Here is a 26,469-nt window from a genome sequence, read left to right as displayed (position 1 = left end):
AGTACAGGCGCTTAGTTCAGGTAATCGAATTCCACTTCGCCCAGGCCCAGGGTCAGGTCGGCGACGATGTGGCGCGCCTCCACCACTTCCAGCACCGGCAGTTCCGCCACCGGGGCCAGCGCGTGGGGGAACAGCGCCAGCGCCGCCGGCCCGCTCCAGGCGCCGTGCACGGTGACGTCCTTGAGGTGAAAGCGCACCAGTTCGCAGATGCGAACGCTGCCGTCCACATGCGGGATGATCTTCAAGAGGAAGTTGGGCGTGTTGACCATGGAGCGCTGCAGCGCGCTGGCGTCCTGGGCGTGATGTTTGTAGCCCATGGTGGCGGTGGCCACCCGCACCGGGCCGTAGTCCAGTTCGCCCACCAGGGTGTCGGTGCGCACTTGCAGCCGCGGGCAGGCCAGCTTCTTGGGAAAGCCCCACAGTTCGCGGCCGCCGGCGATGGGCGGGTGGTCGTTCAGATACATCGCGTGAGTGTAATTGCCGGCCACGCCACCCAGCAGAACCGGGATCACCTGGCCGCTTTCGGTGTAGTCGCCAAAGCCGGTGGAGTCCGGCATGCGGATGAACTCGAAGTTCACCAGATCCGAGGCCGGCTGCAGCGGTTCCGGCACCGCCTCGCGCAGCTTGGCCGGATCGGTGCGATAAGTGATGATGAAGAATTCGCGGTTGGTGAAGCGGTAGGGGCCGCGGGGGAAGGCGGGGTTGGTCAGCGGCATGGCGAAGGCCTGCTCGCGGATGGCGTCGATGTTCATACGTGCTGCGCTCCCTGGATGGCAAAAGGTCGCGCCGGGACGGCGCGGCCGCTGCTGCGAAAGGAGCCCGCCGGCGGAACGGCCCGACGGGCATGCGTGCATCTGGCTCCGATGGTACAGGCAAAGATCCCATACAGATAGCTTGGCGCGGCGTCGCCTGTCCATTGGGACGACGCCGCGCGCCCGGCCGCTGTCTTTCCGCTCGGCGGCAAGGAGGGCGTCGGCCACCGCGCCGCCGTGCTATGCTGTCGCCGTTGCGGCGAATGAGCCGCGGCCCGCCACCGTGCCGGCGGAGTCGGCACTTGCAGTTTTGGATGGACCGTATGAGCAAAAGCATCATTTCCGACATGGACGGAGTGATTTATCGGGGCAAGCAACTGATTCCGGGCGCGCGCGATTTCGTCAACCGCCTGACGCAGGGCGGCACGCCCTTCCTGTTTCTGACCAATAACGCGGAGCAGACGCCGCTGGACCTGAGGCTGAAGCTGGAGAGCCTGGGCATCAACGGCGTGACGGAAGACAACTTCATCACCAGCGCGATGGCCACGGCGATGTTTCTGCGCAGCCAGACGCGCAAGGCCATGCCCACCGCCTACGTGGTGGGCGGCGCCGGCCTGATCAACGAGCTGTACAAGGTGGGGTTTTCCATTTCCGAATCCCATCCGGATTACGTGGTGGTGGCCAAGTCCCAGACCTTCAGTTTCGAGCAGATCAAGAAGGCGGTGCGTTTTATCGATCAGGGCGCCAAATTCATCGGCACCAACCCGGATATGATCGATCCGATAGAGGGCGGCGGCTACGAGCCGGCCGCCGGCACGCTGCTGGCCGCCATCGAGGCCGCCACCGGCAAGAAGCCCTACATCGTGGGCAAGCCGAACTCGCTGATGATGATGCTGGCCACCCGCAAGCTGGGCGTGCATCCGGAGGAGGCGGTGATGATAGGCGACCGGATGGACACCGACATCGTCGGCGGCATAGAAGCCGGCATGGGCACCGCGCTGGTGTTGTCCGGCGTGTCGTCGCGCGAATCCATGGAGCAGTTTCCCTACCAGCCGGACTATGTGTTCGAGAGCGTGGCGGAGATTGATCCGGGGGCTTTGTAAAAGCCTGGCTACGTTCTGTTGCGCGTCGCGAGGCTTTGAACAAGCCATGGCCGGTCAGGCCGGCGTCGGACGAAAACAGGGCCGCTCCCGTTTGGGGGCGGCCCTGTTTGTTTGCCGTCTAGATCCCGCTCGGCCCGGCGAGGCGCTCAGCGCTGCTCGGCTTGGGCCGCGGCTTCCCTCAATTTGTCCTTCTTGCTCTTGCGTTTGCCCTTGACGCCGCCGTTGTCGGCCGCCGGGTTCGTGGCGGCGCTCGCGGCCGCGGCCGGGCTGGCGGCGACGGGTTCGAAACCGGCGATCCGTTCGCGCGGCAGCCGCAGTCGCTGGCGTTTCTCTATCAATTGGAAATGCGCGGCGCAATCGGCGCTGACGAAGCTGATGGCCTCGCCGCTGGCGCCGGCGCGGCCGGTGCGGCCGATGCGGTGGGTGTAGTCCACCGGCGAGCGCGGCAGATCGTAGTTCACCACCACCGGCAGGCGGGCGATGTCGATGCCGCGCGCGGCCACGTCGGTGGCCACCAGAACTTGCAGACGGCCGGACTTGAGGTCGGCCAGCACCTGGCCGCGTTGTCCCTGGCTGCAATCGCCGTGCAGCGCGGCGGCGCGGACGCCGGCGGCCTGTAGCTTGCCGGCCACTCGGTCTGCGGTGTGGCGGCTGGCCACGAAGACCAGAGCCCGCTCCCAGCCATGGGTGTGCAGCAGATGGCGCAACAACATGGTGCGCCGGCCGGCGTCCACCTCGATGACGCGCTGGCGGATGTCCGGCGCGGCGACGTCGCCGGGCGCGATGTCGATATGCCGCGGCTGGTTCAGCAATTGCTCCGCCAGCGCGCGCACGGCGGGGGGGAAGGTGGCGGAAAACATCAGGTTTTGCCGGTAGGGCGGCAGCTGCGCCAGCACGCTGGCCAGTTCGTCGGCGAAGCCGAGGTCGAGCAGGCGGTCGGCCTCGTCCAGCACCAGGGTGTCGACGGCGGCGAGCCGCAGCGCATTGTGCGCCAGCAGGTCCAGCAGCCGGCCGGGCGTGGCCGCCACGATGTCGGCGCCGCCGCGCAAGGCCATCATCTGAGGATTGATGGAGACGCCGCCGAAGACCACGGCGATCTTGGGCCGGCGCGGCAGGCCCTGGGCCAGCTGGCGCAGGGCGTCGCCCACTTGCGCCGCCAGTTCCCTGGTGGGGAGCAGGATCAGCGTTTGCGGCTGGCGAGACGAGACCTGGCGGCCAGCCAGCCATTGCTGCAACAGCGGCAGGCAGTAGGCCGCGGTTTTGCCGGAACCGGTTTGCGCGGTGGCCAGCACGTCGTGGCCTTGCAAAACGGCGGGGACGGCGGCGAGCTGAACCGCGGTGGGGGCCGGGTAGCCCTGATCGCTGGCGGCCTGGGCCAGGGCGGGCGACAGGCCCAGTGAGGTGAATGACATGGATTGGCGTTGACGGCGATGGACTTGAAGCGGCAGGAGTATCGACGCTGCCCGCGGCCGGGTCAAGCGGGGCGTGGCGTCGCCGCAACGCGCGTTGCGCAGCGGGAAGTTCCGTTTGCGAGTACTATCTGGGCTCGCTATCAAGTTAAAGTCATACGCACATGCAAACAGAAGTCAAAGAGAAACCCCGCTACGCCCTGGTGGCCTCGGTCCAGTTGCCCGATGTCAGCGATGTCGAGTTCGAGGCCTCGCTCACCGAGCTGAGCGAACTGGCCAAGACCCTGGGCTTCCAAGTGGTGCGGACCTTTGTGCAAAAGCGTAACAGCTTCGACCGCACCGCCTATATGGGCGTGGGCAAGCTGGAGGAAATCAGCCAGTTCGTCAATCGCGGTCTTCGCAACGACGAGCTGGAGGACGCGCCTCCGGTCTTGGACGCCGGCACGGTGGAGATCGACGCCTTGCTGGTGGACCACGAAATCTCGCCGTCGCAGGCGCGCAATCTGGAGCTGGCCGTCGGCTGCGAGGTGATGGACCGCACCATGGTGATTCTGGAGATCTTCCACCGCAACGCCCGCTCGCGCGCGGCGCGCGCCCAGGTGGAAATCGCCCGTCTCGGTTATATGGCGCCGCGCTTGCGCGAGGCGGCCAAGCTGGCCGGGCCGCAAGGCCGGCAGCGCAGCGGCATGGGCGGGCGCGGCGCCGGCGAATCGCATACCGAGCTGGATCGTCGCAAGGTGCGCGACCGCATCGCCGAGCTGCAGCGCGAAATCGTCGCGATGGAGCTGGAGCGCAAGACCCAGCGCGCGCGCCGGCTGGAGCGCCAGGGCCAGGGTCTGGGCGGGGTGTCGCTGGTGGGCTACACCAATGCCGGCAAGTCCACGCTGATGCGCGCCTTGACCGGCAGCGAAGTGCTGGTGGCCAATAAGCTGTTCGCCACCCTGGACACCACGGTGCGCGCCATCTACCCGGAAAGCGTGCCGCGGGTGCTGGTCAGCGATACCGTGGGCTTCATCAAGAACCTGCCTCACGGCCTGGTGGCCTCGTTCAAGTCCACGCTGGAAGAAGCGCTGGACGCGGCCCTGCTGCTGCATGTGATCGACGCCAGCGACCCGGGCTTCCAGCGTCAGCTGGAAGTGACCGATGAGGTCTTGAAGGAAATCGGCGCCGACGAAGTGCCGCGCATCCGGGTGTTCAACAAGATAGATCATGTCGGCGACGCGGCCGAGCAGGCGGCCTGGGCCGCCGAGCTGCGGCAACGCTATCCGGACTGCGTGGTGATGAGCGCGCGCCGCCCCGAGGAAGTGGCGGCGCTGCGCGCGCTGATCGTGGCCTTCTTCCAGCGAGATCTGGAGGAAGGCGAACTGCTGCTGCCGTGGTCCGCCCAGCAACTGCGCGGCGAAATCTACAGCCACTGCCAGGTGCTGGAAGAACGCGCGGAGGAAGAGGGCAGCTGGTTCCGCGTGCGCGGCGAGCCGGACAAGCTGCGCAGCCTGCGCGAGCAGTTGAACCCCGGCTCGCAGGGGCGTCAGAAGGAGTATTGGGAAGTCTGAGGCCTGAGCCTACGGCTCGGGCGTGGCGGAGCCGGGCCGTTCCTGGAACGCACCCGCCGCCCCGCGTTTCGCCGAGATGGCGCAGACGCTTATCCTCCGTGAGCGCGCATCTGCGTATAATCCCTCCCTCGTGCCCCGGCTTTTGTCCGCGGGCATGCTTAATTCATGGCATTCCGCCGGGACGCAAGTGGTCGCCGGGCTGCTGTTTTCTTGCTTCCTAAAATTCTGCAACACTGCTATTCCCAATGATTATTCTGAAAAACGTGGCTTTGCGTCGCGGCACCAAAGTTTTGCTGGACGGCGCGACAGTCAATATCAACCCCGGTGAAAAGGTCGGCCTGGTAGGGCGCAACGGCGCGGGCAAGTCTTCGCTGTTTGCGGTCTTGAACGGCAGCCTGCACGAAGACAGCGGCGATTTCTCCATCCCCAGCCAGTGGCGGATGGCGCAGGTGGCGCAGGACATGCCGGAAACCTCGCAGACCGCCACCGAGTTCGTGGTGGAAGGCGATACCGCCTTGCTGGCGGCGCGGCGCGAAGTGGCCGAAGCCGAGGCGGGCGAGGACTATATGCGCATGGCGCATGCCTACACCGCGCTGAACGACGCCGGCGAGCATGACGCTCCCGCGCGGGCGCAGGCGCTGATCCTGGGTCTGGGCTTTAGCGTGGCCGAGTTGCAGCGGCCGGTGAACAGCTTTTCCGGCGGCTGGCGCATGCGTTTGCAGCTGGCGCGCGCGCTGATGTGCCCGTCCGATCTATTGCTCTTGGACGAACCGACCAACCACCTCGACCTGGACGCCTTGGTCTGGCTGGAGGCCTGGCTGAAACAGTACGCCGGCACCATGGTGGTGATCAGCCATGACCGCGAATTCCTGGACGCGGTGACCAATGTCACCCTGCACATCGACCACGGCAAGCTGGTGCGCTACGGCGGCAACTACAGCAAGTTCGAGGACATGCGCGCGGAGCAGATGATTTTGCAGCAGGCCGTGCTGGCCAAGCAGCAGGAGAAGATGGCGCATCTGCAGAAGTTCATCGACCGCTTCAAGGCCAAGGCCAGCAAGGCCAAGCAGGCGCAAAGCCGCGTCAAGGCGCTGGAACGGATGGAGAAGATTGCGCCGGTGCTGACCGAGGCCGACTTCCAGTTCGAGTTCAAGGAGCCGAGCAGCCTGCCCAACCCGATGCTGACCATGTCTCAGGCCTCGTTCGGTTATCCGGCGGCGGAGGGAGCGGAGGAAGGCGCGCCGCCCGTCGTGATCGTCAACGGGGTGAACCGCTCGGTGCTGGCCGGGCAGCGCATCGGCATTCTGGGCGCCAACGGCCAGGGCAAGTCCACGCTGGTGAAGACGGTGGCCGAAGCGCTGACGGCCACCGGCGGCGAGATCATACGCGGCAAGGGCTTGAACATCGGCTACTTCTCGCAGCAAGAGCTGGACGTGTTGCGGCCGGAAGACGATCCGCTGCAGCATATGCTGCGCTTGGCGCGAGAAACGCCGGCGCAGCTGCGACCACCGTCCAACGACTGCCGCGAGCAGGGGCTGCGCAATTTCCTCGGCACCTTCAATTTCAGCGGCGACATGGTCAAGCAGGCGGTGGGCAGCATGAGCGGCGGAGAGAAAGCGCGGCTGGTGCTGTGCATGATAGTCTGGCTGCGCCCCAATCTATTGCTGCTGGACGAGCCGACCAACCATCTGGACCTGGCCACGCGCGAGGCCTTGAGCGTGGCGCTGAACGAGTTCGAGGGTTCGGTGATGCTGGTCAGCCACGACCGCGCGCTGCTGCGCGCGGTCTGCGACGAGTTCTGGATGGTGTCGCGCGGCGGCGTCAGCGATTTTGACGGCGATCTGGACGATTATCAGGTCTATCTGTTGGAAGAAGCCAAGCGCCGACGCGAAGAGGCGGCCGGCAAGCGTTAAACGGCGGCAGGCCCGCCCGCAGTTGGGGAAGTCATAAAAGGCAGTGTCGCCATGGATCGTGGCGGCGCTGCCTTTTTGGTTTGGGGGTCAGTTCAGCGGCAGACCTGGGCGGTCTCAAGGCTTGGGCGTGAAGCCCAGCGCCGCCGAGTTGATGCAATAACGCTCGCCGCTGGGCTCGGGACCATCCGGAAACACATGGCCCAGGTGGGCGTCGCATTCGGAGCAGCGCACCTCGGTGCGAACCATGCCGTGCGAGGTATCGACGATGCGGGCGATGCGCGCGCCGGCGGCTTCGGCCCAGAAGCTGGGCCAGCCACAGCCGGGGTCGTATTTGGCGTCGCTGTGGAATAGCAGGGTGCCGCAGCAGACGCAGTGGTAATCGCCGGTTTCGGTGCGGGTATAGTGTTCGCCGCTGAACGGGTGTTCGGTGCCGGCCTGGCGGGTGACGCGGTATTGTTCCGGCGTCAGCTGTCTTTGCCATTCCTGATCGGTTTTTTGCAGGGTCATGGTGTGCTCCTTTGCGGATGGTTTAAGTCTATTTTAGGGCCGGGCGCGGCTGCGGTACATCCGGCCTTGAGGTTTTGCTTGCCTGCGGCGCGGGTGGCGAGGGCGGTGACGGGCTCCTGTCCTGCCCTTTAGTCGTGCCGGCGCCCCGCGGATGACAGCAACCGCATGGGGAGGGCGGGAGAACATGTCCTGTCTTATTGTTAATGTATTAATTTAATTGAAAAGTACTTCTGAATAGCGCCTCTGTTTTCAAGCGTCCGGAGATTTTTGGTCTTTCCTCCAGGACGGTGTACTGTATTTGATACAAAAATCATTATCTGTTGTAAATTTTTGTTGTTTTTGTTGGGGCGAGCCATCAGAGTGGCGGCAGTGTCCGGCGCCGGCCGATCCGGCCGTGAGAAAGGACCAGGAGGGCATCTTGGCATGCCGTGAGGTGTGTGGATCAAGCGATTTATAAGCGCCTGTCCAAAGCCTTGCGAGCAAGACGAGGCAAGGTCTTGCGGCTGAAGACGAGGAATAAACAGGCGCTGGAGGGGCACTCTGAAGATGGATTCGCCGTGTTGCGCCCAGGGGGCGCAGCGGACTTTGAACAGGCTATTAAGGGGACTTCATGTTGAAGCTTGGAAACAGATTGATGACGCTGGCGAGCGGTGTTCTCGGCGTGTCATGGCTGCTGTGTCCTGAAGTGAGCGCGGCGGCCGCCACCGGCATCGTGGCGGTGAATAGCGGGCAGTGCTTGAATGTCGGCGGCGGTTCGACCAGCTCCGGAGCCGGCATCATTCAATGGCCTTGCTCGGCGGGGAGCAATGAGCAATGGACTTTCGTGCCGCTGGCAAACGGCTTCTACCACATCGTCTCGCAGAAATCGCAGATGTGCTTGAATGTGCCGGCTTCAAGCCGAAACCAGGGCGTTCAGCTGATTCAGTGGCCATGCCAAAGCGTGGCGGTGGCCAATGATCAGTGGAAAATCCAGCCGGTGGATGTCGGCACTTACCATATCGTGTCAGCCTCCAGCGGCCAGTGCGTGAACATCTTTTCCGGCGTTGTGACGCAGGGAACCAAGGTGGTGCAATGGCCGTGCCAGGGCAAGGCGCAGGTGAACGACCAGTTCATGTTCGATTATCCCGGCGCCAAAAGCGCGGCGCTTCCCTCCGCCTGGAGCGGTGTGATTCCTCTGCCGGTCACCCCGGTGGGCGTCGCCAATCTGCCGGACAACAAGTTGATGATGTGGTCCGCGGATTTTCCCGACGCCTTCAGCGGGGACAGTGGCAACGGCAATAGCAAGACCTATACCGCGCTGTTCGACGCGGCGAAGAACGCGCCGCTGCCGTTGACGGTAGTGACCACCGGCGCGAATCTGTTCTGCCCCGGCACGTCGATGTTGCCCAACGGCAATCTGCTGATCAACGGCGGCTCCAGCAGCCCTAAAACGCAAATATACGATTGGGCGGCCAAGCGCTGGAGCGCCAGCGGCAATATGAACATCCCGCGGGGCTATGAGGCCAATACCGTATTGTCGGACGGCCGGGTGCTGACTTTGGGCGGTTCCTGGAGCGGCGGCTACAACAGCAAGAGCCGGCCCAACCGCAGCGGGGAGGTGTGGGGCAACGGTCATTGGACCGTGCTTTCCGGCGTGCCGGAAAACAATGTGATCGGCCCCGATCCGCAGGACGCCAATGGCAGCGTGTACCGCGGCGACAACCATTTATGGCTGTTCGCCGGCAGCGGCGGGACGGTGTTCCATGCTGGCCCCAGCGCTCAGATGAACTGGATAGGCACCAGCGGAGCCGGCAGCATCGTTTCGGCGGGGACGCGCGGCAATGATCCTTACAGCATCAACGGCAATGCGGTGATGTTTGACGCCGGCCTGATTCTGAAGCTGGGCGGAGCGCCGGCTTATCAGCAGAACACGGGCACCACCTATGCGAGCAACTCGGCCCATCTGATCGATATCCGCGGCGGACCCAAGGCCCAGGTGAAGGTGAAGTCGCTGCCCGGAATGAGCTATCGCCGCGCATTCGCCAATGCGGTGGCCTTGCCCGACGGCGACGTGGTGGTGGTGGGCGGACAGACGATACCGCAGCCGTTCACGGACTCCTATGCGGTGCTGACGCCGGAGCTGTGGAGTTCGGCGAAACAGGTGTTCCAGCCCTTGAAGCCCATGCAGGTGCCGCGGACCTACCATAGCACGGCGATCCTGTTGCAGGATGGGCGGGTGTTTGTCGGCGGCGGCGGCTTGTGCGGCGCCGGCTGCCCGCAAAATCACTTGAACGCGGAGATCCTGACCCCTCCTTATTTGTTGAACGCGGACGGCAGCCCGGCGGCTCGGCCGGTGATTAGCGCCGCGCCGGCGCAGGCGCGGCCGGGGAGCGTGATCGAAGTCAAAACGCAGCAGGCGGCGAGCCAGTTCGCCTTGATGAGGCTGTCCGCGGTGACGCATTCGGTCAACAACGATCAGCGTCGGATCGCTTTGTCGGTGTCGCAACTCGCGCCGATGGCGGGGGAAATGCGTTATTCCCTGCAGATTCCCGCGGATAGCGGCGCGGTTTTGCCGGGCTATTACATGTTGTTCGCGATGAGTCCGCAAGGGGTGCCCAGTGTCGCTCGCATCATCGCCATCAATTAAACGCGGCTTGGGCGCGCTCGCCTGCGGGCTTGCCCTGTGGGGGACGCCGTGCGCGGCCGGCGGCGAGGAGGCTGTGGACGGCGGCCGGCTGTTCTACGGCCAGACCGCCTTGGTCGGCCAGCTGTATGTCCATAACCGCCCCTTGGACAGCGAGTACGCGCGTTGCGCCAACTGTCATCGTCTGCAGGATCAGGCGCGGGCGGATGGCCGGTTTGCGCCGGATTTGGGCGCGCGCTTCTTGACGGAGGCCAGCGCCAGGCGCGGGGGGCCGGAGCGGGCGTATACCGAACCGAGCTTTTGCGAGATGTTGCGTAGCGGGAAAGACCCGACCGATATCCTGATCGGCACGGATATGCCGCGCTACCGGCTGAGCGCGGCGGAATGCCGGGCTTTATGGCTTTTTCTACAGGGGCATTAGCATGCAAGGCAAGGGCGGCGCGCCGTTGAATCCGGGACGGCGGAGGTTTGCGATGGGCTTGGCGGGTCTGGCGCCTTTATGGCTGGCGGGGCCGGCCGCATTGGCCAAAACCGCGTGGGCCGGAAATCTGGCCCTGGCGCACGGAGAGATTTCTCCGCCGCTGCCGCTGCCGGACTTCATGCTGAATGACAGCGATGGTCAACGGCGCAGCTTTCACGCCTTGTCGCAGCGGCGCGTGACGGCGGTTCAGCTGATTTTCACCGCCTGCTCCAATGTCTGCCCGATCCAGGGCGCGACGTTTCGGCAAGTGCAGGATTTGCTGCCGGAATCAAAGCGGGCGCGGATACAGTTATTGTCGTTGAGTCTTGACCCATTGAACGATTCGCCGGAACAGTTGCGGCGGTGGCTGGCCCGGTTTCGGCCTAAACCAGGCTGGCGGGCGGCCCGCCCCGAGCTGGCCGACCTGGATCTGATGCTGGCCACGTTCAATCAGCGTCGGACGGATTTGAGCGCGCACCACACGGAGGTCTTGCTGGTGGATTCGAAGAGCCGCTTGGTGTGGCGCTCAACGGAATTGCCGTCGGCGGAAACCATCGCGCGCACTCTGCTGGCCTTGGCGTAGTTGGCGGCCGGCCGCGCTCCGCTTGGGGGCGCGGCCGTCCTGCTATTGAATTTCGTCCAGCGCGGCGGCCAGGTGGGATTCGTCGGCCCATTGTTCAAGCCGCCATTGCCCGTCGCTATAGCTCAGCCAGTTCAAGGCCGCGTTGGGGATGGGGAAGTCGCGGGCTTCGGACATCGGCTTGCCGGTGGCCAGCCGGTACATCATTTCCAGCACGCCGCCGTGGGTGACCACCAGCAGGGTCTGGCCCAGATGGCGGCGGGCGATGCCGGTGAAGCCGTCGCGGATGCGGCCCATGAAGGCGTTGAGGCTTTCCCCGCCCTTGAGGTCGTAGTCCGGATCGCGGGATTTGAGTTGCAGATAGTCGTCGCGGATGCTGTGTTCCGCCTCGGCGTAGGTCAGGCCCTGAAACACGCCCATGTGGCGCTCGCGCAATTCGGCGCTGAAGGTGGGCGTCAGATTCAATCGCGCCTGCAGCGGCGCGGCGGTCTGGCGGGTGCGGGTCAGGTCGCTGACGTAGAGGGCGTCGAAGGCGTAGCGCCCCGGCCATAGCGCGCGGCTGAGGCTTGTCGCCTGTTCCTGGCCGGTGGGGTTGAGGGGGATGTCGGTGTGGCCTTGCAGTCGATATTCGCGGTTCCAGTCGGTTTCGCCATGGCGGACGATGCAAAAACGGGTGGTGTGCTGCATTCCTGTCTTTCTGATTTTTTAACTGCCGAATTGCGGCGGGGCGGAGTTATAGAATGCCCACGCCGGAAATGTCGCGCGCCAGGTTGGCGGCGTAGTTGTCGGTCATGCCGCCGACGAAGTCCAATACTTTCATATAGGCCTGATACAGGCTGTCGTCACTGCGGATGTGCTGTTCCAGCAAGCCCATGGCCAGGTGCTCGCGCGGGCTCAGGCGCTCGGCGCCCTTGCTGACGTAGGCGTGGGCGGCGGGGATCAGCGCGTCCAGGATGCCGGCCATGCACGGGTAGGAGGCGAGTTCGGTCACCAGCTTGGTGCGGTGGCGGTAAACCCGGGTGCTGGCCAGTTCCTTGGCGTGGATCAGCGCGTCCTGCACTTGGGCGCCGCATAGGTTGATCAAGTCCTTGGCCGGGAATTCGCCGCGCAGCAGGCTGTCGTGGTGCAGCATGAATTTCTCGGCCACTTCGCTGACGCAGCGGCCGATGGCGATGCCGCGCAGGGTGCCGCATTTCTGACGCACGTCCTGCATGTCCCAGATGCGTTCGTATTCGGTGAAGCCGGAGAACAGGGTTTCGAACTCTTTGAAGTCCAGGATGCCGATCTCCACCGCGTCTTCCAGATCCAGAATGGCGTAGCAGATGTCGTCGGCGGCCTCCATCAGGTAGGACAGCGGGTGGCGGCTCCATTGCATCACGCCCTTGGGCAGCAGGCCCAGCTCCGAGGCCACGCGCTGGAAATAGGGCAGCTCGGTGCGGTAGATGTTGAATTTGTCGCGCGCCTGGGCGGCTTCGGCGTCCGATGTCCACGGGTATTTGATCAGCGCGCCCAGGGCGGCGGCGGTCAGGCGCATGCCGCCTTCGCTGGTGTACATTTCCAGCGTGGCCAGCATGCGCAGGCCGTGGGCGTTGCCTTCGTAGGTCTGCACGTCGCGGATTTCCTCCGGCGCCAGGCCGTGCAGCCAGTGGGCGTTGCGTTCGGCGCGGAACCAGTCGCGCAACGCGTATTCTCCGGTGTGGCCGAAGGGCGGATTGCCGATGTCGTGAGCCAGGCAGGCCACTTGCACCACGGCGCCGATATCGTGCGGCGTGTAGTTGTCCGGCAGCAGATGGGCGTGCTGCATCATCATGCCGACGCGGTTGCCCAGGCTGCGGCCGACGCTGGCCACCTCCACGCTGTGGGTTAAGCGGTTGTGGGTGTGGTCGTGGCGCGCCAGCGGGTGCACCTGGGTTTTGCGGCCCAGCCGGCGGAAGGCGCTGGAGAACACCACGCGGTCGTGGTCGATGTGGAAGTCGGTGCGCAAGCCCGGGCTGCCTTCTTCGGTGGCCGGGGTGCGGGTTTCCTTGACGTGGCCCTGAATGACTTTGAAGCGTTTGGTGGAGAGGAGTCGTTCCCAATTCATGCGTGCGGAGGAGGTCATGGCGTGGCCCGTGGTGCTGTTGTATTGATGATATGGGCGCGGCGGGCAAAACAAAAGAGCCAGCGCGGGGCTGGCTCTTGGAATGGGGTTGCGGGTTTAGCGTTTGCCGGTCTGATTGCCGACCACGCCGCCCACCGCGGCGCCGCCCACGGTGCCGATGGCGTCGCCGCCGGTGAGCACGGAGCCGAGCACGGCGCCGGCGGCCGCGCCGATGGCGGTGTTTTGCTGACGCTTGGACATATTGGCGCAACCGGACAGCAGGCTGACGGCGATCAGGCTGGCGGCAATGGCTTTAACGGCGGATTTGCTGGTCATCGAAGTCATGGAAGTCTCCAAAAACATAAAGTAGGTCTTGTGTAGTTTGAGACGCTTGGAATGCCATCTGGTTCCTGTTTCTGCGCGCCTTTTCGTAACCATACGTACAGCATTCTATATGCTGTATTGATGATTTCCAGTACGCGGCGCGATATTAAGTAAACTAATTTGTTTACTTATTGCGATGGCGAGATTAGCATGGGCCATTGTCCCATTGGTATGCGTCATGAATGTTTCCCATCCCAAACTGATTTTGCTGACTGTCTGTCTGGTGGCGCTGATGAGCACGGCCGGCGTGGCCATGCCTTATCCCATCCTGGCGCCCATCTTCGTGAACTCCGCGCCGGATGCGTTCAACCACTTCCTGGGGCTGCCGCCCAAGCTGCTGTTGGGCGTGGCCCTGGCCGCCAACCCGCTGGGCATTTTGCTGGGCAGCACCTTGATTGGAGCGTTGTCGGACCGGCTGGGACGGCGGCGGGTGCTGACCGGAACCTTGTTGCTGACCTTTCTGGGCTATTTGCTGACGGCGTACGCCTTGTGGAGCCGCTGGTATCTGTTGTTCGTGCTGGCGCGTTTCGTTACCGGCCTGACCGAGGGCAATGTGGCGGTGGCGCGCGCCATCGTGGCGGATCTGCATCCGCAGTTGGACCGCGCGCGTTCCTTCGCCATTCTCAATGCGGTGCTGTACACCGGCTGGCTGGTGGGGCCGCTGATCGGCGGTTTGACCCTGCCGCTGGGCGAGGCGGTGCCTTTCCTGCTGGCGGCCGGCGCCATCCTGCTGTGCCTGGGGGTGCTGCTGGCCTTCCTGCCGGAAACCGGCGAGCGCATGCACCAGGAGCAGTCCTTGCTGCAGGTGATGCGCGGCCAGCACTCTTTTCGTCTGCTGTCGGCGGACCCTTTGCTGGCGCGGCTGTTCTGGATGCAGCTGGCCTTCGCCGTCGGGGTCAACGCTTTTTACGAGTTCTACCCCTTGTGGCTGGTGGAGTACGCGCAGCTGGACAGCCGCGGCATCGCGGTGGTGACGGCGCTGATGTGCGTGCTGATGACCTCGGCCAGCGCCTTGCTGGGCAAACTTGGGCATAAACGGGCGCCGCTGGAGCTGGCGCGCATCAATGCGGCCTGGGTGGCCCTGGGCCTGCTGGGTTTGAGCTTGCTGGCGGATCTGCCTTGGCCGGGCATAGGCTTGATTGTGTTGTTGGGCGTGCCGCTGGCGATTTACAACGCCATCCTGCCCAGCTGGTGTTCGGAGCGCTTCGCCAGCCTGGGGCAGGGCAGCGTGATGGGCCTGCTGACCACGATCTTCTGCGTGGCCAATGTGTTGGTGGCCTTGCTGGGCAGCGTGCTGACCATTCTGGACACCCGTCTGGTGCTGGTTCTGGGCGCTTTGACGTGCGGCCTGGCCGCCGCCTGGCTGCAAGGCGTGATCCGCGAGGCGGAGGAGGCCCGGTGACCGCGGCGATGAATAGCGCGGATCGGCTGCTGTATCTGCTGAAAACGCGGGGGCCTCAGACGGCGCAGACGCTGGCGGCGGAATTGGGACTGACCAGCATGGGCGCGCGCAAGCATTTGCTTGCGCTGGAGGAGAAGGGGCTGGCGCGGATGGAGGCCCAGGCTCAGGGCGTGGGCCGGCCGGCCCAGCTCTGGCGCTTGACCGAGAGCGGCCATGGCCGTTTTCCGGACCGGCACGCGGATTTGACCTTGCAGTTGCTGGAGCAGGTGAGGGAGCTGTTTGGCGAGTCCGGCCTGGAGAGTTTGATTCAACGGCGAGAGGCGCAGTCGGAGGAGGAATATCGGCTGGCGATGTCCGGCGCGGACGGGCTGGGGGAGCGGGTGGCCGCGTTGGCGCGGATACGCAGCCAGGAGGGCTATATGGCGGAGGCGCGCCTGGACGGCGACGGCTGGTTGTTGCTGGAAAACCATTGCCCGATCTGCGCGGCGGCGCGCCAATGTCAGGGCCTGTGCCGCTCCGAGCTGGCGCTGTTCGCCCGGGTGTTGGGGCCGGGCGCGGAAGTGCGGCGGCTGGAGCACGCGCTGGAAGACGGCGGGCGGCGCTGCGTGTACCGCATCCATCCCTTGGCGGAGTGAGGTGGCGCGGCGCTTGCTTTTTGAATTCATGGACTTGCGAGATCTGATTGTATTTCGCAATGCGGATTTACCGGGATAGTTTTATCAGGTACATTCCGGCGTTTTTCCACGTGGTTGGCGCTTGCCCCGACGCTGGGCGGCGCCTGTTCGGTTGTCGCTCCCCGTCCTGGGCGAGGCCCTTGCTCAGGACCGTCATGCATTTCACCATTTTCGACACGCCCGTGATCCGGCCGCTGTTCCGCTGCTTGTCCATCGCCATGCTCAAGCTGAGCGGATGGAAGCTGCGAGGAGAGTTTCCCAAGCTGGACAAATACGTGCTGATCGGCGCGCCGCATACCAGCAATTGGGACTTTCCGCTGACGCTGGCCGTGTGTTTCGCCGCGCGGGCCAAGATCTACTGGATGGGCAAGCACACGCTGTTCGCCGGACCGATGGGGCCGGTGATGCGCTGGCTGGGCGGCATTCCGGTCAAGCGGCATCAGAATAATTCCCTGGTGCAGCAGATGGTGGAAGTTTACCGGCGTTCGGACCGGCTGGTGGTGGCGATTCCGCCCGAGGGCACGCGCAAGGCGGTGTCCGAATGGAAGACCGGCTTTTATCACATCGCCTGCGGCGCGGAGGTGCCGGTGGCCTTGGCGTACCTGGATTACAGCCGCAAGGAGGCCGGCTTCGGCCCCATATTCACGCCCAGCGGCGATATCGACGCCGATATGCCGCGCATTCGCGCCTTTTACCGCGACAAGGTGGGTAAGCGTCGGAGCTGAGCCCGACTCCCGGAACCGCTTCAATGTCTGCCGCGCTGCAGCGGGATGGATGGAACGGGGCCTTGAAAACCGTTTCGAAAGGCTCATGCGCCATGAGTCCATTCCGCTTTCTCAGTGGCTTTCGCCTTGTCTCGCTTTTGCTCGCGAGACTTTGAACGGGCTCTCAGGGCGCAGCGGCCTGGGCGACGGCGCTGACCGGCAGAAACTGCAGGAAGGGGCCGGCGATCAGCGATTGACCGAAGTCTATGGCGCTGCGGCGCAGTTTCTCGTCCGACAATTCCGCCAGCAAATCCAGCCTGGCCATCATTTTGCCGAACTCCCGCTCGAAGGACAGATTGCGCACGCTGCCGATTTCATTGGATAGCAAGACCGGCGCGCCGCTGATCTGGCGGTTGTTCAGCATCCAGGCCGCCACTTCCAGATTGTGCGAGGCGTTGGCCAGTTGCTGCGCGTCCAGCCCATGCACCAGGAACAGCTCGGTGCGTCCGCCGTAGGCATCCACCAGCATGGAGCCCATGCCGTAAATCAAGGCGCCGGCCCGGTCGCCGCCAAAGCCGGGGTCGAAGGCCGCGCTCATCGCCGCGATCGAGCGCTGGCCGCTCAAGGCCGGCAGCGGGACGTTGTTGCGGATGGAACTCATGACCTGGCGCATCGCGGCCGGGTAGTCGGCCGCGCCGGTCTTGCGCCATTCTCTGGGATTGCGCTTGTACAGTTTTTCCAGCAGGGTTTGCAAGCTGGCGAGATTGTCGCGCATGGCCAGGTTGGCCATGCGATTGGCGCTGCTCTGCCCCAGCTCGTTGCCGCGAAAGTCGTCGCCGGCGACGGGCTTCTGCACCGGGGTGAAAGCGCAAGCGCTCAACAATAGCGCGACGAGCGGCAGCAAGGGCCTGAGCGACATGGGGGCTGAACTCCAAGAAGGTGGAATGCCCGTGGTGTACCACGCCCGCGACGGGCTTGGCAATGCGCGGCGAGCCCGCGCTTACGGCGTTTTGCCGGCGAACAGCGCTTTCCAGCCGTCCAGGCCCAGCTGTTTCAGCGTTTCGATATTCTTTTCATAGATGGCTTCCGCCTGCGGGAAGGCTTCCACCGCGCGGCCGATGCTGGCTTCGCGCAGCAGGTGCAGCGTGGGGTAGGGCGCGCGATTGGTGTAGTTCTCGATATCGTTGATGCCGGTGCCATCGAACTGGAACTTGGGGTGGAAGCTGGCCACTTGCAGCTCGCCGTCCAGTCCCATGTCTTCGACGATGGCGTCGGCGATGTCGAGGAAGTCGTTGAAATCCAGGAAGCGTTGCAGCGCGCGAGGGTGGATCAGCAAGGTGGTGTCGATCTCGTCCGGGCTGCTGTCGGCCAGCAGGCGCAGTTCGGAGGCGAGCTCTTGCGCCAACTGATCCGGCTGGGCGGCGTCGCTGACCACGTAGCGCACCTGGTTCTTCACGTAGACGCTCTTGGCGAACGGACAGAGATTGAGCCCTATCACCGCTTTTTCCAGCCAGTCGCGGGTGGCGGCGATGATGTGTTCGTGATCGTCGGAGACGGACATGGGAATTCCTTGCGTTGAAGCGTAAATGCAAAAAACCCGGCGCGAGGCCGGGTTTTCATCAAGCTGTACTAATCGCGATGATTAGATGGGCTGGATGTTGGAGGCTTGTTTGCCTTTCGGGCCGTCTACGACGTCAAAGCTAACGCGCTGGTTTTCAGCCAGGGTGCGGAAGCCTTTGGCATTGATCTGGGAGAAGTGAGCGAACACGTCGTCGCCGCCTTCATCCGGGGTGATAAAGCCAAAACCTTTGGAGTCGTTGAACCACTTAACGGTACCGGTTGCCATTTTGTTAATTCCTCAAAACGAGCAGTTGAAATAAAAGGCACGAAGTTCAAGGGAAATGGCGACTGAGGTACGGACTTAATGCCACTACGACAACAACACATCCACAACTTGAGCATCCTGCGGCAGGAATAGTGCCTATAGTTCCGGGACATGGCAAGCGTTTTCTGCATGGCCGAAAGGGTTTTTATCCTGTTTTTTCAGTATCCCCTGGCATTTCTACCGGGTTTTCTCCATTTGGGCTCAGGCGCCGAAGTAACCGTCCCGCTCCGCGCGGTCCAATTCCACGCGCAACCAGTCCGCCGCCAGCGGACAGCCGTCCTCCACTTTGCCCACCGCCATGCTCAGCACTTGTTGCTTGCCGACGCCGTTTTCGCGCCAGCTTTGGCCGCCGGATTGCAGATTGAGCAAGATGGGCATCAATCGGTCTATCGCGCGGGCGAAACGCGCTTCCGCGCTTTGGCGGGCCTCGAACTCCTGCCACAAGGCCAGCAGCTCCGCGGCCATGGGCTGGGGCAGCAGGCCCAGGATGCGGCGCATCGCGGCCAGTTCCTCGGCTTCGCGCTCGGCGGCGCCGTCCGCGGCGTAGACGATGGTGTCGCCGGTGTCGATTTCGCCCAGGTCGTGAATCAGCAACATGCGCACCACCTTGTCGATGTCCACCGGCTCGGCGGCGAAGTCGCGCAGATTGAGGGCGAACAGCGCGATTTGCCAGCTGTGTTCCGCGGAGTTTTCGTAGCGGTCGACATGGGCGGCTTTGGTTTTGCGCAACACCGTTTTGAGTTTATCCACTTCAATAATGAAGGCGATGTGTTGTTGCAGCGTTTGCAGTGGGTTTTGCATGGGAATATCGGACATAAAGAGCGGACGATGCGCCGGGGGCGCAAATTATGCGCGGCGCGTGGCGGTTTGGAAAGGCCGCTGTCGCACGCTTTGCCGCATGCTGCATATACTGGAATGAAGGGCGATTGAAAATGGGAGGGGGCATGGGTAAGCAGGAGCTGACGCTGGAGATTGTGGAGCCGGAGGCGTTTCACGATTTCATGGAGGTGATGAGCGATTACGCGCCGCAGGTGGAGCACTTGGTTTGCCAGCTGGGTTTCGGCGACACCGACGCTGCTCAGATCGATCAGCTGTTTCGCTTGCTGCACAGCATCAAGGGCGACGCCAGCATGTGCCAGGTGCGCTTCGTGGTGCCTTTCGTCCACGCCTTGGAAAGCCTGTTGGAGCGGCTGCGCAGCGGCGAGGTGGTCTACGAGGACTCGATAGGCGATGTGATGCTGTTGGTGATGGACCGCTTGGGCCTGGCGCTGGAGGCGCTGGATAACCACGAACTGCTGGACGATCTGCAGCTGCCTCTGCTGATGCGGGCCTTGAACCAGGTGGCGGAGTGCCCGGTAGGCGAGCTGCTGCAGCGTTGTCAGCAGTTGGTGGAGCAGATCACCGGCATTCCCTTGCACGTGATCGAGTCGGATGCGCCGGCGGACGCCGCCGCGCAGCTGAGCCAGGGCGATCTGGCTTTTTTCCGGCTATTGGCGCTGCAGTTCGAGCAGCGTCTGCCGCAGTTCCAGGGCCGCACCGAGCGCAATCTGGAATTGGCGCTGGAGGCCAGCCGTCAGGCGCCGGGGATGGTGGACGACAGGCAGCTGGAAGCGGCGGTGTATATGCACGATATCGGCATGATGCTGTTGCCGGAGTCGTTCTGGTTGAAAGTGGGGCGGATGAGCGAGGCCGAGCGCCTCCAGATGGCGGAGCATCCGGGTTGGGCAGCGGGCCTCTTGGAGAGGATGCCGGCCTGGGCCGACGCGGCGCGCATGGTGGCCCAGCATCACGAGATGCCGGACGGCCGCGGTTATCCGCAGGGCTTGCGCGGCGACGAAATTTGCAGCGGCGCGCGCATCCTGGCCCTGGTGGACGCGTTCGAGGCGGTGACCTTGAAGCACGCGCATCGGGGCTTGCGGCATTCGATGATGCGCGCCATCGCCGAGATCAACGCCTCGGAGCGCCAGTTCGATCCCTACTGGCTGGCGCGCTTCAATCAGGTGATCCGCATGCGGCTGGCGGCCTGCGCCAGACGGCCGCCGGGAGAGTAGCCGGTGTCAGACGCCGTGTTGTTTGAACCATTGCAGCATGCGCCGCCAGGCGTCGGCGGCGGCGGCGGCGTTGTAAGTCGGACGGTAGTCGGCGTTGAAGCCGTGGTCGGCCTCCGGGTAGACCACGATTTCGGAGGGCTTGCCGGCGGCGCGCAGAGCGGCCTTCATCTTGTCCACCGATTCCAGCGGAATGCCCTTGTCCAGGCCGCCGTAAAGCCCGAGCACCGGCGCATGCAGCTGGGCGACGACGTCCAGCGGCTGACGCGGGGTGTTGGCGCCGGCCTCGCCCTGCAGCCGGCCGTACCAGGCGGCGCCTGCCTTGAGCGCTGGATTGTGCGCCGCGTACAGCCACGCCTGGCGTCCGCCCCAGCAAAAGCCGGTGACGGCCGCGCGCTTGACGTCGCCGCCGTGGCCGCCGGCCCAGGCCAGCGTGGCGTCCAGATCGGCCAGCACCTGGCTGTCGGGCACCTTGCTGACCAGGCCGCTGAGCAATTCGCCGATGCTGGCGACCTTGCTCGGGTCGCCCTGGCGGAAATAGAGCTCCGGCGCCACCGCCAGATAGCCGGCCTTGGCCAGCCGCCGGCACAGATCGCGGATATGCTCGTGCACGCCGAAGATTTCCTGCACCACCAGCACCACCGGCAAGGGCCCGCCGGCCGCGACGGGCTTGGCCATGTAGCCCGGCATGACGGCCGGCCCGGTCGGGATTTCCACCGCGCCGGCGCTGAGGCCGTCGCCGTCGGTGAGAATGGCGCTGGCGGCGATGGGCTGCACCGCCAGCGCGAAGCCCACGCCCACCGCGCTGTTCAAGAAGTCCCTGCGCGAAGCGTCGACGCGTCGATTGCTTGTCATAACGGCATTCTCCAACGAGGCAAGAGGATTGAAGCAACTAGATTAATGTCATCGGCATTGCATGGCAAGCCGGCGCGAGAGCGGGACCGCGGGGGCTTCCTTAGGCCGATGGAATGCGGCATTATTCACAGCCATTGAAGCATGACTTAACGAAACGTAAATAGATTATGCCGGACTCCTCCAAAGTGAAGTTGCCCACCAGCTTCTTGCGCATCGGCCAGCAATTGCCGGTCGACGTATACGCCAAGAACGGCCTGCTGCTGCTGAAAAAAGGCCATTACGTGCTGACGCCGGAGCAGCGCGAGCGGCTGGTGACGCTGGCGCACGGCGACAGCGAGGAGGTGGCGGCGCGCTTGGAGCGCGAACAGCTGGAGCGCGCGGCGCAGCGCGAAAAAGAGGCCGCGGCCCAGGTGCAGCCCAATCCCATCATGGAACTGGGCTTCCAGACCCGCCGCGCCGAGGGCCTGCTATTGCACGGCTTGGCGGTGCCAGGCTTGGCCGGGCGGCTGGCGGACATGGCGGACGCGTTGATCCGGCTGGCCAGCAAACAGCCGGACGGGGTGCTGGCCAGCGTGTTGCTGACGCCCTATCGCGATATCGGCAGCGCCCACAGCGTGCACGTGGCGGCCATCATGGCGGTGCTGGGCCGGCGGCTGGGCATGGAGAAGGCGCGCTTGCAGGCGGTGGTGGGCGCGGCGCTGAGCATGAACCTGGCGATCACCGGCCTGCTCAATCAATTGTCGCGGCAGCCGACGCCGCCGGACGCCGCGCAGCGCGACGATCTCTACGCCCATCCCATCGTAGGCTCCGCCATTTTGCGCGAGGCCGGGGTGGTGGACGAGCACTGGCATCTTCTGGTGCAGACCCATCAGGAGCAGCGCGGCGGCGACGGCTACCCGCAGGGGCTGCGCGGCGAGGAGATCCACCCGGACGCGGCCCTGCTGCACATGGTGGACGTGTTGTGTTCCTGCATCCATCAGCCTCCGCCGGCCTTGCCGGCGCTGGTGATAGGCAGCTTGTACCGCGGCGAGCTGGGCGATTTCGATCCGCAGCACGCGGCCTTGCTGATCAAGGAGCTGGGCGTGTATCCGCCCGGCAGCTTCGTCAAACTGGCCAGCAACGAGATAGGCGTGGTCACCCATCGCAGCGACAAGGCCAATGCGCCGCGCGTGGCGGCCTTGCGCAAGCTGGACGGCGCGCCGTACGCGGACGCGCTGCTGCGCGACACCCGACAGAACGCCTACCGGGTGCTGGAAGCTGTACCGCTCGCGGCGGCGACGGTGAAGCCGGCCTATCTGGCCAAGCTGTGGCAGAAGTGAGCGGGTTCGGAACCGGCTCGCGATCTACCGTGCGCGGACGGGCATAATACGGTGAGTGTGGCTTAAGAAAGGCTCATACATAGTATGAGCCTTTCGCTTTCTCGGCGGCCATGCCGGGTTTTGAGCTGGCTTCGAGGGTTTGAACGGAAGCTCAGAGCCGTGCTTGCCCCAGCGGCCGCAGCTGAACGTCGGACACGTCCTTGATCTTCCAGATGCGGCGGATGTGGGCGAGATCGCGCTCGGACTCGTCGCGCAACCGCGCTTCCGGCAAGAAGCTCATTTCCACGTCCACATTGCCCAGATAAACCGTCTCGCCGCGTTTCAGCTCAAACGGCGCGGCCAGGCGGAAGCTGCGCATCTTGCGGCTGACGCCCCAGGCCCCGTCCTCCAGCCAGTTGGCCCAGACTTGCTCCACCCGATACTGGCCCGGTTCCAGCGTGAACAGCATCAGTTTGCCCTCGGCCATGGACTTGCCCTGCTCGCCGAACACGGTGTCGGTCAGCAGGCTGGCGCTGTCGGTCGCCACGACGCGGCCGGCGGCGTTGGCGATGTTCAGCCCCAGCGTCGCGCTGTCCGGATTGGCGGATTTGCCGGTCAGCGACAGAATGGCGTAGCCGCGCTCGGCCGGCGGTTCCAGGGAGCCGCGCAGGCGCTCGGCCATGCCGGCGCAAGCGGAGAGCAGAAAAGCGCAGAGAGCGAGGACGAAGATTCGTGTCGGCATGGTTCTTCCTATCGTCCGCCGGAAGCGGCGGCTTGGCTGGAATTGTCCGCTGTTTGCGCTTGCGGCTTCAAGCCCAGCACCAAGAGCGCGCTGAGCAGCAGCGAGCCGCTGAGCCAGAAGTAAGCCAGGGTGTGGCTGCCGGTGGCGGCCTCGATCAAGCCCAGCGCGTAAGGGCCGATGAAGCCGCCGACATTGCCCACGGAGTTGATCAGGCCGATGGCGCCCGCCGCCAGCGTGCCGGTCAGAAACGTGGTGGGGATGGACCACCACACGCCCATCGGGCTGTAGACGCCGATGGCGACGACGGTGACCGAGAGCAGCGCCACGGCGATACTGTCGCTCAAAGCGCCGATCAGGAAGCCGGCGGCGGCGAGCAAGAGCGGCAGCGCCACATGCCAGCGCTTTTCCCCGCGGCGGGACGAGGAATGGCCCAGCCACAGCATGGCGGCCAGCGCCGCCAGCATGGGCACGGCGGAGGCGAGGCCTATGGCCAGCGGCGACCAGCCGGAGGCGTTCTTGATCACCGTGGGCATCCAGAAACTGAAGCCCCAGAAACCGGTAATCCATAGAAAATAGATCAGGCACAGCCGCAACACCGCCGGCTGCGCCAGCGCCTGGCGCAGCGTGGCCGGCTGTTGTTCACGCGTGGCGGCCGCTTCCGCCTTCAGCGTATCGATCAGATAGCGCTTTTCCTCCGCGCTCAGCCAGGCGGCCTGGGCCGGATCGTCCCGCAGCCACAGCAGTATGGCGAAGCCGTAAAGCACGGTGACGCCGCCTTCCAGCAGGAACAGGCTTTGCCAGCCCTTGAGGCCGAAGGGCTGCAGGCCCACCATCCAGCCGGCCAGCGGCGCGCCGACGATGGCGGAGACCAGCAGCGAACACAGGGTGATGGAAATGGCGCGGGCGCGGGTGTCCGCGACGAACCAGCGCGGGATCACCGAGGCGTAGATCACCGGGTAGAAGCTGGCCTCGCACACGCCCAGCAAGAAGCGCAGGACATAGAACTGCCACTCGTTCTGCACCAGGCCCAGCAGCATGCTGACCGCGCCCCAGGAGAACAGGATGCGGGCGATCCAGCGGCTGGGGCTCCAACGCTCGGCCAGGATGGCGCCGGGCACTTCGAACAGGACGTAGCCGGCGAAGAAGATGCCGGCGGCCAGGCCGTAGACCTTGGCGTTGAAGCCGAGGTCGGCGTTCATGGTCAGGGTGGCGTAACTGACGTTGACCCGGTCAAGAAAGGCCAGAACCGAGGCGATGAACAGCGGAGCGAGAATGCGCAGATAAGTCTTGCGCAGGACGGAAGTCTTGACGGTGTCGGAAGCCATGCGGCGCTTTCGCTTGAGGGTGGGATGCCGTCAAGATGCGCAGAAAGCGCCGCGCAGTCAATCCAGATGCGGTTCGAAGAATTCCAGCAAGCGTGACGGCAGCCAGTCCAGCGTGCCGGGGAAGGCGCCGGAGGCGAAGCCTACGTGGCCGCCGTGGCGGGGGAACTCCAAGGTGACGCTGGCGGCCACGTCGGTCTGGCGCGGCAGCGCCTGCTCCGGCAGGAAGGGGTCGTTGCGCGCGTTCAGCACCAGGGTGGGGCGGGCGATCTGGCCCAGCCGCGGTTTGGCGCTGGCGCTGCGCCAGTAATTGAGCGCGGTGCCGAAGCCGTGGATGGGCGCGGTGACCAGGTCGTCGAACTCGATGAAGGTGCGCGCGCGGCTGAGCTTGCCGCCGTCGAACAGGCCGGGATGGCGCTGCAGCGATTCCAAGGCCTTGGGCTTGAGCGTGCCCATGAACATGCGGGTGTACAGCAGTTTGCCCAGGCCGCGGTCCAGCCGGGTGCTGGCCGCCACCAGGTCCAGCGGCGCGGACACCGCCGCCGCCGCGCGCGGCAGCGCCTGCGCGCCTTCGTCCGCCAGATAGTTGAGCAGCATGCTGCCGCCCAGAGACACCGCGGCGGCGGCCAAAACGGGGAAGCGTTGCGCCAGCCGGCTCAGAATCCAGCGCACCTCGGCGCCGTCGCCGGCGTGATAGGCGCGCGGCAAGGGATTGTCCACGCCGCCGCAGCCGCGAAAATGCGGCACCACGCCGTTCCAGCCGCGCCGCTGCACCGCTTGCATCAGCGCGCGCGCGTAGTGGCTGTCGCTGCTGCCTTCCAGGCCGTGAAACAGCACCACCAGCGGCGCGCCGGGCCGTCCGGGCACGAAGTCCAGCGCGATGCGCGCGCCGTCCGGCGTGTCCCACAGTTCGCGGCGGTAGTCGGGGCGGCGGGTCTTGATCGCCAGCGCCGGCCAGATGGTTTGGGCGTGGCCGCCGCGCAGCCAGGCGGGAGACTGGTAAGCCATGGCTCAGTCCGGCTTTTTCTGCGCCGATTTGGGGCGGAAGGCCTTGACCACCGTCTCATGGGTTTCGATATAGGGGCCGTCCAGCAAGTCTATGCAATAGGGCACGGCGGCGAAAATGCCGGGCACTTCCACCTGGCCGTCGGCGCCGCGCAGGCCTTCCAGCGTTTCCTTGATCGCCTTGGGCTGGCCGGGCAGGTTGAGGATCAACGCCTGCTTGCGGATCGCGCCCACCTGGCGGGACAGGATGGCGGTGGGCACGAAGCGCAGGCTGATCTGGCGCATCTGCTCGCCGAAGCCGGGCATCTCGCGGTCCGCCACCGCCAGCGTGGCTTCCGGGGTGACGTCGCGCGCCGCCGGGCCGGTGCCGCCGGTGGTCAGCACCAGCTGGCAGCCTTCCTCGTCCACCAGCGCCTTGAGCGCGGCTTCGATTTGCGGCTGCTCGTCCGGGATCAGCCGGGAGACGACGGCGAAGGGGCTGGCCAGCGCGGCGGCCAGCCAGTCCCGCAGTGCCGGGATGCCCTTGTCCTCGTACACGCCGCTGCTGGCGCGGTCGGAGATCGAGACCAGGCCTACTTTCAGCATCACTCGTCGTCCTCTTGGTCCTGCTGATGCAGGCGCGGCTTGCCCGGTTCCGGGATCACGTCCTTGACGGCCTGATAGAGCAGGCGGAAGGACTTGGGCGGTTTGTTGTCCTGTTTTTCCTTGCGCGCGTTGCGGATCAGCGTGCGCAGCTGTTGCGGATCGGCGGCCGGGAAGTCGGTGACGAAGTTGGCCAGCATCTTGTCGTCTTCCATCAGCCGTTCGCGCCAGCGCTCCAGCAGGTGCTGCCAGGCGATGTGCTCGGACGATTCGCCCTTGAGAATTTGCAGGTATTGCTGGATCGGTTCCGGGTCCACGTCGCGCATCAGCTTGCCGATGTATTGCAGCTGGCGGCGAAGCGCGCCGTGCGCGGTAAAGCGTTTATAGTCCAGAATAGCGGTGAGCAAGTCTTCCGGCAGCTGCATTTTTTTCAGCGTGTCCTTGGACAGCTCCACCAGTTCGCGGCCCAGGTCCTGCAGCGCATCCATATCGCGCTTGCGCTGGGATTTGCTGACGTAGCCGTCGTCCGGGCTGTCGTTCTGGTAATGGGTCATCGTTGGCAATTCTCAATCGGTTTTCTCAAGGCTG

At 64.8% G+C, this 26,469-nt stretch carries 27 protein-coding genes; 11 read left to right on the top strand and 16 right to left on the bottom strand.

Annotated elements, in window-relative coordinates; genetic code table 11:
• Positions 1-11: 11 nt before the first annotated feature.
• Positions 12-752 (bottom strand): acetoacetate decarboxylase, encoded by a 741-nt coding sequence (locus AB1Z25_RS13705; RefSeq protein ID WP_107799720.1) that lies wholly within the window; start codon positions 750-752, stop codon positions 12-14.
• Between the two features lie 323 nt (positions 753-1,075).
• Here AB1Z25_RS13705 and AB1Z25_RS13700 point away from each other — a divergent pair, with 323 nt between their 5' ends.
• Positions 1,076-1,855: an HAD-IIA family hydrolase gene (locus AB1Z25_RS13700; RefSeq protein WP_107799719.1), complete on the top strand. Its 780-nt coding sequence runs from the start codon at positions 1,076-1,078 to the stop codon at positions 1,853-1,855.
• Positions 1,856-2,001: 146 nt separating this feature from the next.
• On the opposite strand, the gene AB1Z25_RS13695 is transcribed toward AB1Z25_RS13700, so the two are convergent.
• The gene (locus AB1Z25_RS13695) at positions 2,002-3,267 is read right to left on the bottom strand and encodes a DEAD/DEAH box helicase (RefSeq protein ID WP_486635468.1); all 1,266 of its coding nucleotides are present in this window, start codon (positions 3,265-3,267) and stop codon (positions 2,002-2,004) included.
• Between the two features lie 161 nt (positions 3,268-3,428).
• On the opposite strand from AB1Z25_RS13695, the gene hflX reads away from it, so the two are divergent.
• Positions 3,429-4,817 carry a GTPase HflX gene (hflX, locus tag AB1Z25_RS13690; RefSeq protein WP_107799717.1) on the top strand — a complete coding sequence of 463 codons (1,389 nt, stop codon included), beginning with the start codon at positions 3,429-3,431 and terminating at the stop codon, positions 4,815-4,817.
• Positions 4,818-5,062: 245 nt separating this feature from the next.
• Positions 5,063-6,730 (top strand): ABC-F family ATP-binding cassette domain-containing protein, encoded by a 1,668-nt coding sequence (locus AB1Z25_RS13685; protein ID WP_107799716.1) that lies wholly within the window; start codon positions 5,063-5,065, stop codon positions 6,728-6,730.
• Positions 6,731-6,844: 114 nt separating this feature from the next.
• Here AB1Z25_RS13685 and msrB read toward each other — a convergent pair whose 3' ends face one another.
• Positions 6,845-7,237 (bottom strand): peptide-methionine (R)-S-oxide reductase MsrB, encoded by a 393-nt coding sequence (gene msrB, locus AB1Z25_RS13680; RefSeq protein WP_235087762.1) that lies wholly within the window; start codon positions 7,235-7,237, stop codon positions 6,845-6,847.
• Positions 7,238-7,871: 634 nt separating this feature from the next.
• On the opposite strand from msrB, the gene AB1Z25_RS13675 reads away from it, so the two are divergent.
• The 3 genes from AB1Z25_RS13675 to AB1Z25_RS13665 are packed head-to-tail and all read left to right on the top strand — an operon-like array spanning position 7,872 to position 10,903.
• Complete coding sequence (locus tag AB1Z25_RS13675) at positions 7,872-9,863, top strand: RICIN domain-containing protein (RefSeq protein WP_486635467.1); 1,992 nt, start codon at positions 7,872-7,874, stop codon at positions 9,861-9,863.
• Positions 9,864-9,870: 7 nt separating this feature from the next.
• Complete coding sequence (locus tag AB1Z25_RS13670) at positions 9,871-10,281, top strand: hypothetical protein (protein WP_107799713.1); 411 nt, start codon at positions 9,871-9,873, stop codon at positions 10,279-10,281.
• A gap of 1 nt (position 10,282) precedes the next feature.
• Positions 10,283-10,903 (top strand): SCO family protein, encoded by a 621-nt coding sequence (locus AB1Z25_RS13665; RefSeq protein ID WP_107799712.1) that lies wholly within the window; start codon positions 10,283-10,285, stop codon positions 10,901-10,903.
• A 42-nt stretch (positions 10,904-10,945) separates the two neighbouring features.
• Here AB1Z25_RS13665 and AB1Z25_RS13660 read toward each other — a convergent pair whose 3' ends face one another.
• The 3 genes from AB1Z25_RS13660 to AB1Z25_RS13650 all read right to left on the bottom strand — a co-directional run bounded on the left by AB1Z25_RS13660 (position 10,946) and on the right by AB1Z25_RS13650 (position 13,325).
• Positions 10,946-11,587 (bottom strand): histidine phosphatase family protein, encoded by a 642-nt coding sequence (locus AB1Z25_RS13660; RefSeq protein ID WP_227107671.1) that lies wholly within the window; start codon positions 11,585-11,587, stop codon positions 10,946-10,948.
• A gap of 46 nt (positions 11,588-11,633) precedes the next feature.
• On the bottom strand, positions 11,634-13,001 hold the full coding sequence (locus AB1Z25_RS13655) for a deoxyguanosinetriphosphate triphosphohydrolase (protein ID WP_486635466.1): 1,368 nt from the start codon (positions 12,999-13,001) through the stop codon (positions 11,634-11,636).
• 96 nt (positions 13,002-13,097) lie between these two features.
• On the bottom strand, positions 13,098-13,325 hold the full coding sequence (locus AB1Z25_RS13650) for a glycine zipper 2TM domain-containing protein (protein ID WP_081545093.1): 228 nt from the start codon (positions 13,323-13,325) through the stop codon (positions 13,098-13,100).
• 217 nt (positions 13,326-13,542) lie between these two features.
• Between AB1Z25_RS13650 and AB1Z25_RS13645 the strand changes: the two genes are divergently transcribed.
• From AB1Z25_RS13645 to AB1Z25_RS13635, 3 genes are all read left to right on the top strand, one after another.
• Positions 13,543-14,766 (top strand): MFS transporter, encoded by a 1,224-nt coding sequence (locus tag AB1Z25_RS13645; RefSeq protein WP_486635465.1) that lies wholly within the window; start codon positions 13,543-13,545, stop codon positions 14,764-14,766.
• A gap of 8 nt (positions 14,767-14,774) precedes the next feature.
• A complete protein-coding gene (locus AB1Z25_RS13640; protein WP_107799708.1) occupies positions 14,775-15,401 on the top strand; it encodes a helix-turn-helix transcriptional regulator in 627 nt (208 codons plus the stop codon).
• Positions 15,402-15,595: 194 nt separating this feature from the next.
• Positions 15,596-16,165 (top strand): lysophospholipid acyltransferase family protein, encoded by a 570-nt coding sequence (locus AB1Z25_RS13635; protein WP_107799707.1) that lies wholly within the window; start codon positions 15,596-15,598, stop codon positions 16,163-16,165.
• A 163-nt stretch (positions 16,166-16,328) separates the two neighbouring features.
• Here AB1Z25_RS13635 and AB1Z25_RS13630 read toward each other — a convergent pair whose 3' ends face one another.
• The 4 genes from AB1Z25_RS13630 to AB1Z25_RS13615 all read right to left on the bottom strand — a co-directional run bounded on the left by AB1Z25_RS13630 (position 16,329) and on the right by AB1Z25_RS13615 (position 18,830).
• A complete protein-coding gene (locus AB1Z25_RS13630) occupies positions 16,329-17,063 on the bottom strand; it encodes a hypothetical protein (RefSeq protein WP_486635464.1) in 735 nt (244 codons plus the stop codon).
• An 81-nt stretch (positions 17,064-17,144) separates the two neighbouring features.
• On the bottom strand, positions 17,145-17,705 hold the full coding sequence (locus AB1Z25_RS13625; RefSeq protein WP_227107675.1) for a DUF1415 domain-containing protein: 561 nt from the start codon (positions 17,703-17,705) through the stop codon (positions 17,145-17,147).
• Between the two features lie 81 nt (positions 17,706-17,786).
• A complete protein-coding gene (locus AB1Z25_RS13620) occupies positions 17,787-17,990 on the bottom strand; it encodes a cold-shock protein (RefSeq protein ID WP_019101682.1) in 204 nt (67 codons plus the stop codon).
• Positions 17,991-18,230: 240 nt separating this feature from the next.
• Complete coding sequence (locus AB1Z25_RS13615; protein ID WP_235087776.1) at positions 18,231-18,830, bottom strand: HD domain-containing protein; 600 nt, start codon at positions 18,828-18,830, stop codon at positions 18,231-18,233.
• A gap of 143 nt (positions 18,831-18,973) precedes the next feature.
• Between AB1Z25_RS13615 and AB1Z25_RS13610 the strand changes: the two genes are divergently transcribed.
• A complete protein-coding gene (locus tag AB1Z25_RS13610; protein ID WP_158274297.1) occupies positions 18,974-20,080 on the top strand; it encodes an HD-GYP domain-containing protein in 1,107 nt (368 codons plus the stop codon).
• Positions 20,081-20,086: 6 nt separating this feature from the next.
• Here AB1Z25_RS13610 and AB1Z25_RS13605 read toward each other — a convergent pair whose 3' ends face one another.
• Positions 20,087-20,932: a dienelactone hydrolase family protein gene (locus tag AB1Z25_RS13605; protein ID WP_486635463.1), complete on the bottom strand. Its 846-nt coding sequence runs from the start codon at positions 20,930-20,932 to the stop codon at positions 20,087-20,089.
• A 167-nt stretch (positions 20,933-21,099) separates the two neighbouring features.
• Between AB1Z25_RS13605 and AB1Z25_RS13600 the strand changes: the two genes are divergently transcribed.
• Positions 21,100-22,251, top strand: coding sequence for an HD-GYP domain-containing protein (locus AB1Z25_RS13600; protein WP_486635462.1), 1,152 nt, complete (start codon positions 21,100-21,102; stop codon positions 22,249-22,251).
• A gap of 151 nt (positions 22,252-22,402) precedes the next feature.
• Here the strand turns inward: AB1Z25_RS13600 and AB1Z25_RS13595 are convergent, their stop codons facing one another.
• The 5 genes from AB1Z25_RS13595 to yjgA are packed head-to-tail and all read right to left on the bottom strand — an operon-like array spanning position 22,403 to position 26,435.
• A complete protein-coding gene (locus AB1Z25_RS13595) occupies positions 22,403-22,972 on the bottom strand; it encodes a hypothetical protein (RefSeq protein ID WP_486635461.1) in 570 nt (189 codons plus the stop codon).
• Positions 22,973-22,980: 8 nt separating this feature from the next.
• Positions 22,981-24,297, bottom strand: coding sequence for an MFS transporter (locus AB1Z25_RS13590; RefSeq protein WP_486635460.1), 1,317 nt, complete (start codon positions 24,295-24,297; stop codon positions 22,981-22,983).
• Positions 24,298-24,354: 57 nt separating this feature from the next.
• Positions 24,355-25,302, bottom strand: coding sequence for a YheT family hydrolase (locus tag AB1Z25_RS13585; protein ID WP_107799698.1), 948 nt, complete (start codon positions 25,300-25,302; stop codon positions 24,355-24,357).
• A 3-nt stretch (positions 25,303-25,305) separates the two neighbouring features.
• Positions 25,306-25,884 carry a molybdopterin adenylyltransferase gene (gene mog / locus AB1Z25_RS13580; RefSeq protein ID WP_107799697.1) on the bottom strand — a complete coding sequence of 193 codons (579 nt, stop codon included), beginning with the start codon at positions 25,882-25,884 and terminating at the stop codon, positions 25,306-25,308.
• Positions 25,884-26,435, bottom strand: coding sequence for a ribosome biogenesis factor YjgA (yjgA, locus tag AB1Z25_RS13575; RefSeq protein WP_081545106.1), 552 nt, complete (start codon positions 26,433-26,435; stop codon positions 25,884-25,886). Before yjgA ends, mog begins: the two co-directional genes overlap by 1 nt.
• Positions 26,436-26,469 lie beyond the last annotated feature (34 nt).

This window comes from Chromobacterium sp. HL1 (assembly GCF_057418835.1).
This window is presented reverse-complemented; position numbering and strand designations above follow the sequence as displayed.

What these genes read in the sequence shown, in the direction of transcription:
- AB1Z25_RS13705 (WP_107799720.1), bottom strand. Translation starts at nt 752, where the DNA reads ATGAACATCGACGCCATCCGCGAGCAGGCCTTCGCCATGCCGCTGACC.
- AB1Z25_RS13700 (WP_107799719.1), top strand. Translation starts at nt 1,076, where the DNA reads ATGAGCAAAAGCATCATTTCCGACATGGACGGAGTGATTTATCGGGGC.
- AB1Z25_RS13695 (WP_486635468.1), bottom strand. Translation starts at nt 3,267, where the DNA reads ATGTCATTCACCTCACTGGGCCTGTCGCCCGCCCTGGCCCAGGCCGCC.
- hflX (WP_107799717.1), top strand. Translation starts at nt 3,429, where the DNA reads ATGCAAACAGAAGTCAAAGAGAAACCCCGCTACGCCCTGGTGGCCTCG.
- AB1Z25_RS13685 (WP_107799716.1), top strand. Translation starts at nt 5,063, where the DNA reads ATGATTATTCTGAAAAACGTGGCTTTGCGTCGCGGCACCAAAGTTTTG.
- msrB (WP_235087762.1), bottom strand. Translation starts at nt 7,237, where the DNA reads ATGACCCTGCAAAAAACCGATCAGGAATGGCAAAGACAGCTGACGCCG.
- AB1Z25_RS13675 (WP_486635467.1), top strand. Translation starts at nt 7,872, where the DNA reads ATGACGCTGGCGAGCGGTGTTCTCGGCGTGTCATGGCTGCTGTGTCCT.
- AB1Z25_RS13665 (WP_107799712.1), top strand. Translation starts at nt 10,283, where the DNA reads ATGCAAGGCAAGGGCGGCGCGCCGTTGAATCCGGGACGGCGGAGGTTT.
- AB1Z25_RS13660 (WP_227107671.1), bottom strand. Translation starts at nt 11,587, where the DNA reads ATGCAGCACACCACCCGTTTTTGCATCGTCCGCCATGGCGAAACCGAC.
- AB1Z25_RS13655 (WP_486635466.1), bottom strand. Translation starts at nt 13,001, where the DNA reads ATGACCTCCTCCGCACGCATGAATTGGGAACGACTCCTCTCCACCAAA.
- AB1Z25_RS13650 (WP_081545093.1), bottom strand. Translation starts at nt 13,325, where the DNA reads ATGACTTCGATGACCAGCAAATCCGCCGTTAAAGCCATTGCCGCCAGC.
- AB1Z25_RS13645 (WP_486635465.1), top strand. Translation starts at nt 13,543, where the DNA reads ATGAATGTTTCCCATCCCAAACTGATTTTGCTGACTGTCTGTCTGGTG.
- AB1Z25_RS13640 (WP_107799708.1), top strand. Translation starts at nt 14,775, where the DNA reads ATGAATAGCGCGGATCGGCTGCTGTATCTGCTGAAAACGCGGGGGCCT.
- AB1Z25_RS13635 (WP_107799707.1), top strand. Translation starts at nt 15,596, where the DNA reads ATGCATTTCACCATTTTCGACACGCCCGTGATCCGGCCGCTGTTCCGC.
- AB1Z25_RS13630 (WP_486635464.1), bottom strand. Translation starts at nt 17,063, where the DNA reads ATGTCGCTCAGGCCCTTGCTGCCGCTCGTCGCGCTATTGTTGAGCGCT.
- AB1Z25_RS13625 (WP_227107675.1), bottom strand. Translation starts at nt 17,705, where the DNA reads ATGTCCGTCTCCGACGATCACGAACACATCATCGCCGCCACCCGCGAC.
- AB1Z25_RS13620 (WP_019101682.1), bottom strand. Translation starts at nt 17,990, where the DNA reads ATGGCAACCGGTACCGTTAAGTGGTTCAACGACTCCAAAGGTTTTGGC.
- AB1Z25_RS13615 (WP_235087776.1), bottom strand. Translation starts at nt 18,830, where the DNA reads ATGCAAAACCCACTGCAAACGCTGCAACAACACATCGCCTTCATTATT.
- AB1Z25_RS13610 (WP_158274297.1), top strand. Translation starts at nt 18,974, where the DNA reads ATGGGTAAGCAGGAGCTGACGCTGGAGATTGTGGAGCCGGAGGCGTTT.
- AB1Z25_RS13605 (WP_486635463.1), bottom strand. Translation starts at nt 20,932, where the DNA reads ATGACAAGCAATCGACGCGTCGACGCTTCGCGCAGGGACTTCTTGAAC.
- AB1Z25_RS13600 (WP_486635462.1), top strand. Translation starts at nt 21,100, where the DNA reads ATGCCGGACTCCTCCAAAGTGAAGTTGCCCACCAGCTTCTTGCGCATC.
- AB1Z25_RS13595 (WP_486635461.1), bottom strand. Translation starts at nt 22,972, where the DNA reads ATGCCGACACGAATCTTCGTCCTCGCTCTCTGCGCTTTTCTGCTCTCC.
- AB1Z25_RS13590 (WP_486635460.1), bottom strand. Translation starts at nt 24,297, where the DNA reads ATGGCTTCCGACACCGTCAAGACTTCCGTCCTGCGCAAGACTTATCTG.
- AB1Z25_RS13585 (WP_107799698.1), bottom strand. Translation starts at nt 25,302, where the DNA reads ATGGCTTACCAGTCTCCCGCCTGGCTGCGCGGCGGCCACGCCCAAACC.
- mog (WP_107799697.1), bottom strand. Translation starts at nt 25,884, where the DNA reads ATGCTGAAAGTAGGCCTGGTCTCGATCTCCGACCGCGCCAGCAGCGGC.
- yjgA (WP_081545106.1), bottom strand. Translation starts at nt 26,435, where the DNA reads ATGACCCATTACCAGAACGACAGCCCGGACGACGGCTACGTCAGCAAA.